General features: G+C 73.7%; 9 protein-coding genes. 7 read left to right on the forward strand and 2 right to left on the reverse strand.

Annotated features, from left to right (window positions below; genetic code table 11):
- Window position 1: 1 nt before the first annotated feature.
- From BLW47_RS17195 to BLW47_RS17225, 7 genes are read left to right on the forward strand one after another with little or no spacing between them, the layout of a single operon-like run.
- Window positions 2–241, forward strand: a complete 240-nt coding sequence (locus BLW47_RS17195; protein WP_139307332.1) for a hypothetical protein — start codon at window positions 2–4, stop codon at window positions 239–241.
- Complete coding sequence (locus tag BLW47_RS17200; RefSeq protein WP_091558344.1) at window positions 210–1,817, forward strand: hypothetical protein; 1,608 nt, start codon at window positions 210–212, stop codon at window positions 1,815–1,817. Before BLW47_RS17195 ends, BLW47_RS17200 begins: the two co-directional genes overlap by 32 nt.
- Window positions 1,814–4,261: a hypothetical protein gene (locus BLW47_RS17205; RefSeq protein WP_139307333.1), complete on the forward strand. Its 2,448-nt coding sequence runs from the start codon at window positions 1,814–1,816 to the stop codon at window positions 4,259–4,261. The genes BLW47_RS17200 and BLW47_RS17205 overlap by 4 nt, the downstream gene beginning before the upstream one ends.
- A 20-nt stretch (window positions 4,262–4,281) precedes the next feature.
- Window positions 4,282–5,454: a hypothetical protein gene (locus BLW47_RS17210; protein WP_139307334.1), complete on the forward strand. Its 1,173-nt coding sequence runs from the start codon at window positions 4,282–4,284 to the stop codon at window positions 5,452–5,454.
- Window positions 5,451–5,936: a hypothetical protein gene (locus tag BLW47_RS17215; protein WP_139307335.1), complete on the forward strand. Its 486-nt coding sequence runs from the start codon at window positions 5,451–5,453 to the stop codon at window positions 5,934–5,936. The genes BLW47_RS17210 and BLW47_RS17215 overlap by 4 nt, the downstream gene beginning before the upstream one ends.
- The gene (locus BLW47_RS17220; protein WP_139307336.1) at window positions 5,933–11,032 is read left to right on the forward strand and encodes a hypothetical protein; all 5,100 of its coding nucleotides are present in this window, start codon (window positions 5,933–5,935) and stop codon (window positions 11,030–11,032) included. Before BLW47_RS17215 ends, BLW47_RS17220 begins: the two co-directional genes overlap by 4 nt.
- Complete coding sequence (locus BLW47_RS17225; protein WP_091558363.1) at window positions 11,029–11,781, forward strand: hypothetical protein; 753 nt, start codon at window positions 11,029–11,031, stop codon at window positions 11,779–11,781. Before BLW47_RS17220 ends, BLW47_RS17225 begins: the two co-directional genes overlap by 4 nt.
- 9 nt (window positions 11,782–11,790) lie before the next feature.
- On the opposite strand, the gene BLW47_RS17230 is transcribed toward BLW47_RS17225, so the two are convergent.
- Both BLW47_RS17230 and BLW47_RS17235 read right to left on the reverse strand, forming a co-directional pair.
- Window positions 11,791–14,187 carry an ATP-binding protein gene (locus BLW47_RS17230; RefSeq protein ID WP_091558366.1) on the reverse strand — a complete coding sequence of 799 codons (2,397 nt, stop codon included), beginning with the start codon at window positions 14,185–14,187 and terminating at the stop codon, window positions 11,791–11,793.
- 194 nt (window positions 14,188–14,381) lie between these two features.
- Window positions 14,382–14,873, reverse strand: coding sequence for a hypothetical protein (locus tag BLW47_RS17235; protein ID WP_139307337.1), 492 nt, complete (start codon window positions 14,871–14,873; stop codon window positions 14,382–14,384).
- Between the last annotated feature and the right edge of the window lie 13 nt (window positions 14,874–14,886).

Raw genomic sequence — 14,886 nt, forward strand, 5'->3', positions numbered from 1 at the left:
GATGGACCCGCGATCGAACGGACGGCGGGCCGACGGGACGCGGCCGGACCGGCGGCACACCTGGCATCGGATGGACCCCTCCGGGCTCATCGAACGGCTCACGCAGGCGCAGGCGCTGCTGCAGCAGGCCGCCGTCGTGGCGGCCGCGACCGACGGCGCGCGCCTTTCGGCGATGGCGGAACTGCAACGCAGGCTGGGGGAGGAGCGCCATGACGACGCGCACCGGCGACGCTACCGCTGAGCTCGTCGACCTGCTCCGGCTCCACTGCCCCGACGTCGCGGAGGAGACACTGCAGCGCCTGGCGAGCGCGGCGGTCGCCCTCGGCGAGGCGTCCGGCGAGCCGGCCGCGGCCGGGGACGCCGCCCAGGGCCTGCGCTGGAACCGCCTCACGCTGGGCGGCGTACCCGGACTGGCGCAGGTCGTGCCGGCGGCGCAGGTTCCCGTGCAGGTCATCTCGGCGCTGCTCGAGTTCGTCGCCGGGATCCTTGAGGTGGTCTCCAAACTGCTCGTCGGGCTGACCGATCCGTTCCGCGCGCTCATCCTCGCGGCGATCGACCTGCTCACGACGATCGTCGAGGACCTGCTCAACTCGGGCGCCTACGTGTACGTCGACGCACCCGGCCTCACCTCCAACGTCGCGACGATGCAGGACCTCGGCCTGGGCGAGGTCGAGCTGCCGACCTGGATCGCCGGGCAGACGCCGCCCAAGCCCGACCGCCCGGCGGACGGATTCGCGCAGTGGGCGTACCGTTTCCGGCAGTCGTTCGACGACCCCGGCGACCGCAACCGGCCCACCTTCTCCGACGGCGCACCCGTCGAGGCGCTGTTCATCGTCGCCACCGCGCCGCAACTGCCCGACCTCGCGGCGATGGGCCCGCTGCTGGCCTCGCTGTTCGACGCCAAGGCGTTCGGCAAGGCCTGGGAGCACTTCGCCACCACGTTCCCCGAGTGGCCCGCCGACCCCGACCGCACCCGCATCCGTTCGACGTCGGTGCGTCCGGACTGGAACGACTGGCGGCTGCGGGACCTCTCGTCGCAGGACAACTACCCGCTGCGGATGCTCGAGAAGGTCCCGAGGTGGCTGGAGGCGTTGCTGCTCAACGTCGACAACGTCATCGAGCTCATCAAGTCCCTCGTCGCCGCCGTCCGCGACAAGATCGAGGTGTTGCGGCAGATCATCGCGATCCTCCAGGGCGTCATCGACGCGCTCGCCGCGCTGCTGGCCACCGGGCTGCACGGCCTGTTCGTGCACACCGACGAGGGCATCGACGGCCTGGTGAGGGCGTTCCTGGAGGCCGAGAACCGGCCGAACACCTCGACCGAGGACGGCAGCGTGCAGACCGCGAACGCCGTCATGGGGGTCTGCCTGCTGGCCGGCACGAGCGAGATCGCGCCGATCTGGATGCTGTTCGGGCAGGGCGAGCCGGCCGACCAGGCGTACGCCTCGCTCGTCGAGGACTGGAACACGCTCGGTGAGCAGGCGGAGGCCTCCGTCGCCGACGCCAAGGCACTGGCGAGCAAGGCGTGGAAGGGCGCCGAGGGGGCGGGCGGCGCCGAGGCGCTCGGCATCACCGGCCTCTCCGACGAGCTGGTCACCAAGCTGGGCACCGCGCGCGACGACCTCGAAGAGGCCGCGGACACGTTCCCCGGCGCCGTCGCTGAGGGGTTCGAGCAACTGCTCGCCGAGGGTGTGCCGCTGGACCCGGCGACGCTGGCATTCGTGGAGTCCACCCGCCGGGCGCGCCGTCGCGGCAGCCGGTCGCTGGCGATGTCGCTCGGTCCGCGGCAGGGCGGCAACCGCGGGGGCGCGTCGTGAGGGTGGGACGGGCGTTCCGGCGCGAGACCGACCTGTGGGCGACGGCCTGGCAGCAGGTCGAGACCTCCCTCGAGCAGATCGACGGCGCGCGCGACGCGGACGACCCCCACCGGCGCAAGGTGGAGGTCCTGCTGCGGGTGGCCGGCGTCGTCGAGCGGCGGCGGGCGGTCGCCGATCCGGAGGGCGCGCTCAGCGCGCCGGTGGTCGACGCCCTGCCGCAGCAGTACTGGGACGTCGAGACCGAAAAGATGCTCGCGGTCGATGGCTGGGACCCGGCGCTGCGCGCGTGGCGCGTGCCGGGAACGGACGAGCTGGAGCTCGCGGTCGCCCAACTGCGCGTGACGCTCTCGAACGACGACGAGCCGAAGGTGACGCTGCACGACGAGGTGCGGCTGCCCCGGCCCCGGTCGATCTTCACCCGCTCACCCGGCAAGGGGCAGCCGCCCGCGCTGCTGGTGCTTCCCGCCTACCCCGGGGTGGGGTCGGCCCCCATCGTCGGCCCGTCCGGCCGCAACGTGGACGTCGCCGCCGATCCCAAGGGCGGCGACCACGGGCGCAGCGGCGACCGCGTGAGCCTGTTCTGCCAGGCCCGACGCCGCGACGCCACGATGTCCGGCGTGCCGTTCCTGTCGCTGGGCGACGCCGATGAGGAGCCGGACGAGCCCCCGGAGGCCGTGGTCGCGTGGGGGACGCTCTGCGCGCGGCGGCGGTCCGCACCGCGCAACGACGTCAAGCTCACGATCGCGCCGTCGAGCCCCCCGCCCGCAACGGGCGGCCTCGTCACCGCGGCCACCACGGTCCTCGACGGCCTGCGGACCGGCATCCTGACGCCGTTCACCGCCGCGCCGGCGCTGGCCTCGATAGCCGCGCAGGCTCGCGCGGTCGCCGCCGCGCTGCCCGGCGACGGGGAGGTGCTCACGGAAGCCGCCGCGGAGCTCAAGGAGCTCGGGTGCCGCACGTTCCTGCCGGACAGCGTGGCAGACGCCGCCGCCGCGCTGCGTGGCTCGGCTGCGGCGTGGACCGCCCTGGCCGATGCCGCCGACGATGTGCGGCTGAAATCCTCGGCGGATTCGCGCCGGGCCATGGCCGACGCGATCGAGGCCGTGGCCGCGGCCGGCGAGCCCGAACTGCTCGCCACGCCCGTGGAGAGCGGGCCGCTGCGCGCCGATCTCGACGATGCCACCGCCGCCCGCATCGGTTACCCCGACGGGACGCTGCGCCAGCTACGCCTGCTGGAGGCGACGTTCGCCTCGAGCTGGCGCGGCCGGGTGCGCTGGTTCGCCGACCGGCACCGGCTGCTGCTGGACGGGCTCGCGGCGCGGTTCCGCGCACCGTCCGTGCTCGGTGTCCGCGCGCTGGTCAACGGCGGCGACACGGGCCTGCTGTACACCGGCCTGACCGTCGGCGAGGACGCCACGGTCGGCAGCGACACGCTGACGACCGCGCAGCCGGCCTCGCTCGTGCCGTCGCTGTCGGAGCTCGAACCCGGCACCGTCGGGATCGTCACGGGTGAACGGCCGGCGGCCGCGGTGATCGTCGGTCTCGACCGCCGCGCCGACCGCCTGGCCCTGGTGACCACGCCGCTGCGGGTCTCCACCACCCCCGGCCCACCCGGCAGCCCGGGAATCGTCGCCGCCGGCTCGACGATCAGCAGCGTTGCCACCGCCCTCGCTGACACCGAGCTCCGGCTGGGCGAAGCCGCCGCCGGCCCCCACGCCGACGGGCCGGTGCACGAGGCGGTCGGCCTGTGGTCACGGCTGTGCCTGGTGTACGGACGCGGCGTGATCGACGCGGAGATCCGGGGGTCGGCCGCCCTACGGACGGTTCCCGAGCCGTCCACCGTGCCGCTGCAGGCCATGCCGCTGCACGGCTCCGTTCCCGCGTTCGCGACGAGCCTCGTCCTCGCGCGGCTGCGACCGGAGCTCTGGACCGGCACCCCGGCCGGCCGCGTGCCGCTCATCGCCCGGCCCGGCGAGCTGCTCCTGCTGCGGGGGCGCGCCGCGCCGGACCCCGACACGGGGACGCCCGGGCCGATGGTGCAGGGGGTCGTCGAGGTCGACAGCGTGGTGCGCGCGACAGCATCCCTCGTCGACCGGATGGACACGTCCGCCGCCGCGATCCTCGCCTCCGATCCCGCCGCGCTCCCGGGACCGGACGCCGGCTCCTGCCTGGTGTGCGGGCCCCAGGAGGACGTCGCCGTCGTGGTGCTGCGACGGTCGTGGCTGGCGACCGCCCTGGTCGGCGAGGTGACGCTACGCCGGGACTTCCCGGGCTTCGACGTCCCGAGCCTGGCGACCGGTCGCCTGCTGCCGCTGGACTTCCTCGCCGAGGTGACCAGCCGCTCCTCGGCTGAGTTGGCCGGGCCGCCCGACGTCGACCGCGCCGAGGAGTTCGCGGCAGCGCTGGAGGTCTTCCGCGGCTGGACGCGGCACGCGTTGGAGTGACCAATGAGGAGGAACCAGTGGTGACCCCGCCCCGAACCGACGACGCCTACCGGGTCGCGCTGCTGCTGCGCGACCTGGAACGCGTACTGCACCCGTTGGCCGTGAGCGACGGCGGCCAGTTCCGCGCCGTGCCGGGCGTCCCGGGGCCGCTACCGCCGACCACCGTGGCGGGAGCGCCGCCGACCCCGGCCGCGCGAACCGCCGCGGAGTGGGCGGCGTCCCCCCGGCCGCCCTCGGCGGGCGCGCGCTCCCCGGCGATCCGCACGCCATGGGTGGAGCCGCCGCCGGCTCCCCGGAATGCGACGCCGCGCGCCACGCTCGAGCCGCCCGCTTCGCAGCCGGAGCCGGCACAGACCGCGTACCTCGGGGCGGATCGCCAGCCCGCGGCGCGCGGTGGCGGTCGCGAGCCGCCGGTGGTCGCGCACCCGCCCACACCCCCGGCGGTGACCCGCGCCGCGACGCCGCCCCAACCTCGCGTGGTGAGTGCCGTCGCGCCCGCGCCGCCGGAAACGTCGCCGCTCGTCCACCTGGCGCAGCCCGGTCCGCCGCCGGTCCTGCCCGCCGCGCCACCGGGGGATGTCGTCACGGCGCCGCCGGACGCGGTTGTGCGCACCGGTCGCGTCGCCCCGCCCGCGTCGATCGCACCCGACGAGCGGCCGTGGCCCGGACCCCCGGTGTCAGCGCGGCCGTCCGCGCCGTCCCGGCTGGATCCCGCGGTGCCCGCCGCGCCGCCACCGGGAAAGGGGCCGCCCGCGCCGCCTCCGCCGCGCGACGTGGACCCGGCCCCGGAATCGGACCCCGGGCCACCACTGCCGCGCACGTGGCCGGTGCCGGCGGTTCCGATCGCCGCCGACCTGGCCGCTGCACGCACGACACCGGGACATACGACCGTGGCCGGCGCAGCGCCCCCGCTGCCGCAGGCGCCGCCGCCTCCGCCGGAGCCCGCCGCGCCGCCGGCGGACCGGGTCCATCCGCTGCCCGCCTCGGCGAGCGCCGCCACGCCCGTCGGGAAGCCCGCCGCGGCCGACGACGTGCCCCGGTACACGGCCGGGGACGAGGCCGACGAGGACTGGACGCCGGCGCCACCCCAACCGCCGCGCCCCGCGCCCGGCCCGCGCAGGCGCGGCGTCTCGCCGGTGCGCGCGCGGGCCGACCGCCGGTTCCTCGACCGGTCCGTATGGAGGTCCGGATGACCGCCGTCCCCGGTGACGCCCTGCTCGCCCACGTCCTGCGGGCCGTCGCCGGCTGGCTGCCCGAACGGTACGGGGTGCTGCTCGAGGCCGGCCGCTTCGCCGACGGCCGCGAGGCGCTGGGCCGGGTCGCCACGGCCGGGGGCGCGCGGGCCGCGACGCGCGGAGTCGCACCGGGCGAGGCCGCGCGCCTGGTCGAACTCGTGCTCGACCGGTGGGCCGCGCTCGGCACGGTGGAGCTCCCGCCGCTGGCCGTGCTGCTGCCCCCCGACGACGAGGACGCCAGCTACCGCCTCGCGGTCCACGGCGTCGACGAAGGCTGGACGGCGAGCTGGTCGGGTCCGGTGACGCCGTCGGCCGACGGCCGGTCCGCCGTACCCCGGCCGGGGAGCGCGGGGCGGGTGTCCGCCCGGGTGTTCGCGCGGTCGGCGGCCGGACGTACGGTGCTCACCCCGGTGCTCCACAGGGACGGTGCGGCCTCATGAACGGCGGGCCGATCGGGGCACAGCAGCAGAAGGGCGTGACCCCTCCCGCCCCGAGAGACGCCCTCGACCCGCCGGCCCCTCTCGTCCTGTCCCCGAACATCTTCGGGCCGCTGCCGATGGCACCCGTTGTGCCCGGCGGCGCGGGGCAGGACTTCGTGCCCGCCGGCGGGCGGCTCGCCCCAACGGCGCGCGTGGCCGCCCCGGCCCCGTTCCCCCTGGTCGTCCCGTCGGGTCGGTTCGTCCGGCTCCCCGGCGAGGAGCAGATGACCTGGATGGCCGAGGGTGCTCCGGCGGAGCCGGCGGCGCTGGTCGCCCTGCTGTATTTCGCCTGGTCCGATGCCGCGGGAAGCAGCCGGGCCGGCGAGGCCGAGCCGGAAGGGCCCACGCACCTGACCATCCCGGAGGTGCTGCGCCTCGGGGACCGGGCGTCCTGGGTGAAGGCGCGGGAGATCTGGGAGCAATTCGGCAGCAACCTGCTCGACGACCTCAACGACGTCATGGACGACACGGAGCTCGGTGGGATCCTTCCCCTCCTGCGCGGGGTCGTGCCGACCGAGCAGCTGGTGAAGCTGTGGGACGGCTACTTCAGCAACGACGTCGCCGGGATCATCCGCACCCTGGAACGGATGCCCGATGAGGAGCTCCTCGGCCTCGTCTCCGACTACCGCAAGACCGGCAAGCTCACCGGCACGTCGGCCGATTCCCTGGTGGGCACGGTCAGCAACATCCTGCGCCGGGAAGACGACAACGGATACCGCGCGTTACGCGCCCTCGTTGCCCGGTTCGGGCGCGTCACCGGCGCGACCGGTCCGCAACTGGAGGCCGCGGACCGCGACGCGGCCGTGAACCTCACCAGCGAGCTGCGGGTCAAGGCGGCCTTCCTGCGGATCTGCGAGGCGGACCGCCGCTCCAGCCCGGACCTGGGCTACCTCGCCGTCACGGACCTGAAGCCCCACGAGCGGTACTGGCTACAGTCGCAGTACCTCCAGTCGTGGACACCGTCCACGCTCGGCGGCACGTTCCAGAAGCGCCTGTACGCGTTGCTCGAGTCCAACGACGACGTCAGCGTGATCATGCGGGCGCTGGACCTCTCACAGGAGCAGGCCGCCCGGGACAACGCCACCGAGAACGCGGTCGGGGTCAGGGTGGCCGCCGAGGCGCTGGGCACGGCCCTGCGGCAGTTGACCGAGACCGCGGGCGACCCGAAGGCGACGGAGCCGGACCGCGAGACCGCCCGAACGCGGCTGCAGGAGATGGCTGACAATCCCGCGACGGTCAACCGCCTGCTCGCCCTGCCCGACGGGGAGAAGCTGGTGCGCCAGGGGCTCGGGCTCTCCCGCGCCGAGGTCGCCCGGTACCGGGTGCTGCAGGCCACCACGGCCACCGAGCTCATCAACGCGCTCAAGGGCCTGCACGCCTTCAACGTGTCGGCCATCCTCGAGGCGCCCGACGTCAAGCAGCACCTGGCGGACAAGGAGCTTGCGGTCACGCTGCCGATGATGCGGGTGCTGGATGCGTACGCCGCGCTGGAAGGCGCACAGCCGACGTTGTCGCTCGTCCTCACTCCCGGCATGGTGCCGGTGGGCAACACGCACGGACTGATCAGCCTTGATCTCGGCCCGAGCACCGACGCCGACGTCGAGGAGAAGCCGCCCGCGACGCTTCAGCTGGCATCGGCGCCGGACCCGAACGCCCCCGACCCCCAGGTCGTGGTCGCCGCCTACACGATCCACCGCGCGGCGCAGGCCGACGACCTGGCGGGGGTCGTGGCAGCGGTGCGGCCGTTGCGCCGCTCACAGCGGGCTGCGCTGCGGGACGAGGCGTACTTCCAGGCGGCGCTGGAGACGCTGCGGTCCTCGTGGTGGGACAAGACGCCCGGGAAGATCGCGGACGTCATCGCGGATCCGTACGCGGATCTCCAGGTCGCGGCGGACGCGCTGATCGCGGCCGGGCTCGTGGGCGAGGTGCCGTACGCCTACGACGTGGCCGACGCGCGCAAGCTCGCGGAGGGCCTCGCCGTCGATCCCCGCGACCGGCGGCTGCTGCGCTACCACTACGTCATCGAGGCCCTCGAGGCCGAGGAGAGCGCCGCCGGGGGCGGGGGCTGGCTGGACACCCGGCTGGCGATGTCGCGCCGCGGTGTCCCGCCGGAGCTGGAGATCGGGTCGGAGCTCACCACGGCCTACGAGAACCGCATGTTCGTCATCGACCGGCTGGACCCGGTCCCGAAACTGCGCGCCGAGGAGGCGTTCCTCGGCGAGCCGGACCTCACCCGGCCGGACATGTCGCCGGAGGAACTGGCGCTCGAAGCCGAGTTCATGCGGATCCGCCTGCACAAACAGCTGGCCGCCGCGTCGGCCGGCATCGACGCCTCGGGTGTCTTCGGCTGGTCGCCCGAGACCGTGACGGAAATGGCGGCCGAGTTCGAGCGGGTATGGGCGAGGTTCTCGACGACCGGGTGGAGCCATCCGGCGCTCGTCCAGCTCGGTGCGGCCTACTACGACGCGCTGGACGCGATCGACCGCAACCGCGGCGAGCGCAATGAGGTGGCCCAGTTCGTCGGCCAGCTCGCCGCAACCGTGGCCGGCATCGTCGTCATCGTCGCCACGGCCGGCACCGGAACGCCGCTGGTCGTGTCCATGCTGATGGCCGCCGGGTTGGGCGCCGGCGCGAGCGCGAGCGTCGCCGCGCAGTTCCGCGACTACACCACGCCGGACCAGGCGGTCGAGGACGTCGCCCACGGCGCCGTCACGGCGGCGCTGACCGTGGCGGGCGAGTCATTCTCCAACCCGGTCGGCCAACTGGCCGGCAAGCAGATGGCGCGCTTCGCCGCCCGCAGCGCCGTCAACAAGGCGGTGGCCGGCGCGGCGAGGATGGCCGTCGAGGGCGCGATCGACGGGGCGATAGGGGGCGCGGGCGACGCCGTCTTCACCACGGCGATCGACCGGGCCACCTGGGAGCGCAGCGCCTCGGCCATCTTCGCCCGTTTCCTCTCCGCGGCTGCCCAGGGCGCGTTCTGGGGCGGCGTGACCGGTGCGGTCGCGTCGCCGGTCGTGGGAGGTGCGTTCGCGGGCGCCGGGCGACTGCTGCGGATCGCGGGCGAGCTGGGCGCCGTGGGCGGAGAGGTCGCCTCCGGGCTCGAACACGTGGCGGCTCTGGCCGACCAGGGCCGGTTCGACGTCGCCCTCCGCCGACTCGACGAGCTGAACCTGACCGGCGCCCAGCGCGACGCCCTGACCCAGGATCTGTACCGGCGGGCCCTGGGCAGCTCGGCGGACGGCGCGGCCGTCCCCGACCACGTGCTTCGCGAGCTGGAAAACGCGCGACAGGTCACCCGGAGCCTGGAGTACGAGCCCGCTGCGCGCCCCGGGGAGCGGCCCCGGCTCGACGTGACCCCGATCGAGGATCTGTTGAAGCGGCTGGAAGCCGACCTCGGTGCGGGGAACGTGACGCACGTCCGCAAGATCCTCTACGGGGAGATCCGGCTCGCCCCGGAGGAGCTGATCACCAAGCAGCATGCCTTCGGGCGCGGTCTCGACGACGCCTTGGCCGAGCTCGCCTCGCCGGCCGAGCGCGCCGCGATGCCGCCGTACGAAGTTCGCGTGTTGCCGCCCGAGGCGTTCGAGGGGATGTTCCGTACCCGGCAGGGCCGTGCGCTGACCCTGCTCGAGGGCGACCGGGCGGTCGTCTACGTGCGCTCGGACGCTCCGATTCGTACCCAGATGCTGCAGGAGGCCGCGCACCTGCGGCAGCTGGCCGACCCCGAGTTCGCCGCGGACGTGCGCTTCCTGACCGAGCGCAACGTGCTCGACTGGGCGGACAAGTCGGCCGAGGACAGGCTGCACCTGCTCCACGTCCAGCGCCGCCTCGAGATCGACGCACAAGAGCGCATCCTGGCGGCGCTGAAAAAGGAGGCGCCCTACGGCGGTGTCACTCCCGCCGAGCTGGCTGAGGCGCAGGCTCGGTTGGCGGAGCTGAGCCGGCACGAGGCCGAGGCCCGGGCGCTCACGCCGGAGGACATCGCCGAGATGAACGCCGGCACGCGGCCACGCCCGAGCTGGATGGAGGAGGAGGCGCGGCTGTTCGGACGCGAGACGGTCGAGGTGCGACCCCCGGCCCCCGCGTCGGGGCATGCCCCCACCGCCAAGGTCGTCACCGATTCGCCCGCCCCCCGTACCGGCCAGCGCGCGTACCAGATCGGCGACGAGTGGCCGAAGCACACGTATGTGACGTCGGGGATCGAGGGCAAGGTCACCGCGATCGACACGGTCGACGGCACGACCGCGGTGACGGTGACGCCGACCGGCGGTGGAGAGCCACGGGTCTACCTCATCGAGGCGGGCGGCACCACGTTGCCGGGGATCGAGCTCGACGCGGAGGTCCAGCGCGGAACCCGGCTGGGTGGCTGGTCGCAGCGTTATCGCCTGATCGAGGTACGGAGTGGAAAGACTGTGCTGCGAAAGGTCGAGGAGGTCTTCGACGCCAAGGGCAACTGGGTGGAGCGCGGGTCGTACCGCACGACGCGGGGGGAGATCCTGGAGGAAGCGGCGCAGCTTCAGGTGTCGGCGGAGCTGACGCGCGAGGCGCGGCGGCGCGGTACGACGCTGACCGACTGGTGGATCGTGCCTCGCGGCCGCGAACGCTGGGGGTTTGACCGGGTTGTGGTGGAGTTCCACGGGGAGGGTGCCGAGATGACGGCGCTCATCCGGGTGCTGGAGGTCAAGGACTACCCGAACTCCTACGTGCCGCTGGCCGAGTTCACGGCGATCACGGACAACTTCGCCAAAAACCTCGGCGATCTCCGGGCCGTCCTCCGGGCGCGTGCGAAGGAGCTGGCCAAGGCCGGGGAGACCCACGCCGCCAAGGCGTTGTCGAACGCGTCGAAGGCGGGAGACGTCCAGGTAGAGATCTGGCTCGGCCCGAAGACGAAGATGGGGGAAAGCGAGTTGGACGCGCGATCGGTCCTCGGCCGGCTCCGCGCGTCCGTCAACTCGCAACCGGGCAATGTGAAGCTCAAGGAGGGCGGGCCGACCGACGTCCGGGCGACCTACCAGCGACAGGCGGTCGAGGCCAGGAAGGCGGCGAAGGCGAAGTGAGGCTGCAGGAGTTCGTGTCGTCGAGCACGGCGGGGTTCGGGATCGACCGGGACGGCCTGCGCGAAGGGATCGAGGAGATGTTCCCGCCGGACGGGGCGTCCCGGTTCGATGTCGGCGCCCAGGAGCCCGTGGTCGACGACGCGATCGTGGCCGTCGGCGGGCGCGACGCGGGGCAGTTCGAGCCGCTCGTGCCCGCGGTCGTGCGGCAGGTCGCCGCGCTCGACTCGGCCGACCCCGACGCCGTGCAACCCAACCTCTCGGTGCTCGGCGTCATGAACGGCCTGCAGATCATGGGCCTGGACGTGCCGGAGGCGGCCGTCCGCACCGGCACCGGCTGGCTGGCCGGGATGCGAACCGCCGGCCTCGAGCCGGAGTGGATGCACTGGACGCGCGGGCTCGCCGCGCTCGCGCTGGGCGACCTGCCGACCGCGCGCACGATCGCCGCTCTGCCGGAGACCGGGCCGGTCGAGGCCCACCCCGACGTGAGCCCGGGGTTCAACATCCAGGCGTGGCAGGCGCTGCTCGTCGCCGCGGTCGAGCGCGCGCTGCCGTGGGAGCAGCTGCGGCCACGCTGGGAGGAGCTGATCGCCTTGACGGTGGACACGTTCTTCCAGACACACGTGCTGGCGCAGGCGTCCGTGCCGTGGCTCGGGCGTGTCGTGGGCCACGGCATCGCGGGCGTGCCCGTGGGCGAGGTCGCGGACTGGATCCACGACGAGCTGCGCCGGTTGACGGCGGCGCCACGCTAGGCGGGTGCGTCACTCGATCTCGACGTCCAGCACGACGGATGGGCGCACCGGATGACCGTGGCTGCTCCAGAACCGGTGGAGCAGGTCGAAGTCGTGGCTTTCCTGCACGCGCAACCGCGCCTGTCGCCCGTGGACGGGCGCCAACGCCATGCCGGTCAACGCCTCGTGGACGACGCCCAGCAGCTCGCTCTCCTCCTCCGCGCGGTGCGACCAGGCGGAGACGATCAACCCGGCGCGCAGGCCGTCGGCGCCGCGCCGGGCCGCGACCCGGAAGAGCGCCACCGAGACCGCCGGTTTCTTGCCCGTGAGCAGCTCGTCCGTCGGCGAGCCGTGTACGACGTGGATCTCCTTGAGGAACCGCTGCCGCAGGCACACCGCGAGTTGGTCGTGCAGGTCATCCAGGCCGGTGCGCAGCAGCTCGCCGCGGTCCGGAAGTCGTGGCCCCGACAGCGCGCCGTCCGGCTGGCGGGACAGCCGTCCCATCTCCAGCAGCTCCAGCGCGATGGCGCGTTCCAGGTCGTCCTGGCCGACCGGCGCCCCCCGCCGGTGTGCGAGGAACACCGCCTTCAGCGCGGCGTTGCGGATGTCGCCGCCCGCCAGTCGGTGCGCCTTGGCCAGCCGGCCGAGGTCCACATCGTCTGCCCGGACCACGCGCTCCGGCAGCATCAGCTCCCAGATCCGCTCCCGCTCGTCGGCCCCGGGGAACGGGAACTCGATACGGAACTGGAAGCGGCGCAGGAACGCCTCGTCGATGCCGCCGCGCAGGTTCGTCGCGAGGATGGTCGGGCCGTCGTGCTGCTCGATCCGCTGCAGCAGGTAACCGACGAGCATGTTCGCGAAGTGGTCGCCGGCGTTGGACGTCCGTTCCGTACGGTTGCCGAACAGGGAGTCCGCCTCGTCGAAGAACAGCACGGCGGACGCCCGCTCGGCCTGGGACATCACCTCATCGACGTTCTTCTCGGTCTCGCCGATGTACTTGCTCACCAGGCGGGCGACGTCGACCGTGTGCAACGGACGGCCCAGCGCTGCGGCGACAGCCTCGGCCGCCAGGGTCTTGCCCGTGCCCGACACCCCCGAGAACAGCGCGACCGGACCGCGCTGCAACCGGTACCGGCGTTCGAGCCCCAGGTCCTCGGCGAGCTGATCGCGGTGCTTGACGTAGTGGACGAGGCGGTCGAGCGCCTCGCGGGTCGTGGGACGCAGCACCAGGTCGTCGAAGCCGCGCGTCGGGATCGTGCGACGACTGTGCCGCACATGCTCCACGCCCATGCCCGCCGCGACGGCGTCGAGCGCGTCCGCGTCCGCGGTCGCGCCGCCGTCGGTCGCCACGTCGAGGACGCGCCGGACGCCGCGGCCGTCCAACCGGTGTCGAGCGGCGAGGGCCCCGGCCTCGCCCGGGGTCAGCGCGACACCGCGCGCCGATGCCTCCGCGAGCCACGTGTCCCGCCGCCCCGCCCACCCCGCCGGCAGGGCCTCCACGTGCGGAACCGGAACGGCGAGCGGGTCGCGGCACAGCAGCCACGCGGCACCGCCGAACGCCACGAGGTCCTCGACGGACCGCACCACGCTGCCGACCTCCGCCTCCTGGACTGCGGTCAGGTCGAGCAGGGGCAGCGCCCCGGTGCAGAGGCCGGCCCGCCACGCGGCAGCGGCGACGGCGGTCGCGTCGGCAGCCGCGGCGGGCACGCCCACGACGACCAGCCGGCGCTGCCGGGGCACGAACGACCGCGCGGTCTCCACGAGGTCGCCGTGGCCGAACACGACCTGCAGTGCCGGCGAGGGCGGCACCCCGGCGTCCTCGCGTAGGCCGGGCGGCTCGCCGCTCCCGCTCGTCCAGTACTGACCCAGGGCCTGGGGCACCGGCGGCTCCGGTGCGCCGAACAGGGCGGCGACGAGGTCCTCGGGCAGGTCCAGCGGCCGCGCCAGCGGCGCGAACGCGCCGGGCAGGCGCACCACGAGGCCACTGCGTACCAGCCGGCCCGCGGCGCCGAGCGAGGTGGCCAGCAGTCGGTGGCGCTCGGCGTCCCGGCCGAGGATCGCGTGCAGGACCCGCTCCGTCGCCCGCGGCTGGTGCAGGTCATCCTGCAGTACGGCGTACACGGACTGGTAGCGCGGCTCGACGTGCGGCGCGAACAGCACAACCAAAGCTTCGAGTTCGCACTCCACAAGCCCCAGCGCCGCCCCGATCCGCCGTAGGACGTGCGGGCCCCCCGGCAGCAGCCCGGCCCGGTCGGCCGGCTGGCCGACGAGGTCGGCCACGGAGGGGCGCACAAGGTTGCGTACGGCCGTCCAGCCCCGTCCACCGCCTCCGGCAAGCTTCTCCGCGCGGCGCTCCTCCTCGGCGCAGACCTCGAGGACGCGCCGGTCCAGTCGCTGCAGGGCATCAATGAGGAAGACGTCGAGCATCGCCAGGCACCCCGTTCCTCCAGTACGTCAAGCCTAGTTCGGGGCTGGTTGACACCAGGTCGGCCGTGCGGCCGGTGTTCCGACGAATCCGATCCAGCCCGGAACCGGACCTGGTGGGGTGATTGATCATGTATTCGCCGGGCGCGACCAGGCATCGGCCGGGGCGCTGTGGGGCTGCCCGTGGGCAGGGTGGGTCAGTACAAGTAGATGGCGATGAGCAGCCCGATCGCCCAGCAGGCGAATGTGCCGAGCAACGGGACGACGCTGCGAAGCACCGGAGGCTCGCCCACCTCTATAAGGTCCTGGGCCCGCTGCCGACTGTCGCGGAGCTCTTCAAGGTACTGGCGGTTGCGGTTGGCGTACCGCGGTGATAGCCGAGCCAGCCACCAGAGACGGTCAAGTCCCACCTCGAAGCGCCTCTCCGCCAGGTGCACCGTTATTCGATCTCCGGAGACGCCGGATTCGACGATGGTGAGAGCACGAACCTCGCCCCAAGGAACGCGCGCGACGCACCAGAATGAGCGGACCGCTAGGCCGTAGGCGTTCCACGCCAGACGCGGGGCGAAATCGAAGATCCATAACGCGAGCGTGATACACAGCGTGAACGCCGGCATTGCCAACGTGGGAGGCAGCCCGAATGCCGACCACTCGACCAGCGGGCTGATGGCGGTGAGGCCAGCAATCACTAGAAGACCCCCG

This window comes from Micromonospora pattaloongensis (assembly GCF_900107255.1).
In the GTDB taxonomy this organism is placed as follows: Bacteria; Actinomycetota; Actinomycetes; order Mycobacteriales; family Micromonosporaceae; genus Micromonospora_I; species Micromonospora_I pattaloongensis.

What these genes read in the sequence shown, in the direction of transcription:
- BLW47_RS17195 (WP_139307332.1), top strand. Translation starts at nt 2, where the DNA reads ATGGACCCGCGATCGAACGGACGGCGGGCCGACGGGACGCGGCCGGAC.
- BLW47_RS17200 (WP_091558344.1), top strand. Translation starts at nt 210, where the DNA reads ATGACGACGCGCACCGGCGACGCTACCGCTGAGCTCGTCGACCTGCTC.
- BLW47_RS17215 (WP_139307335.1), top strand. Translation starts at nt 5,451, where the DNA reads ATGACCGCCGTCCCCGGTGACGCCCTGCTCGCCCACGTCCTGCGGGCC.
- BLW47_RS17220 (WP_139307336.1), top strand. Translation starts at nt 5,933, where the DNA reads ATGAACGGCGGGCCGATCGGGGCACAGCAGCAGAAGGGCGTGACCCCT.
- BLW47_RS17230 (WP_091558366.1), bottom strand. Translation starts at nt 14,187, where the DNA reads ATGCTCGACGTCTTCCTCATTGATGCCCTGCAGCGACTGGACCGGCGC.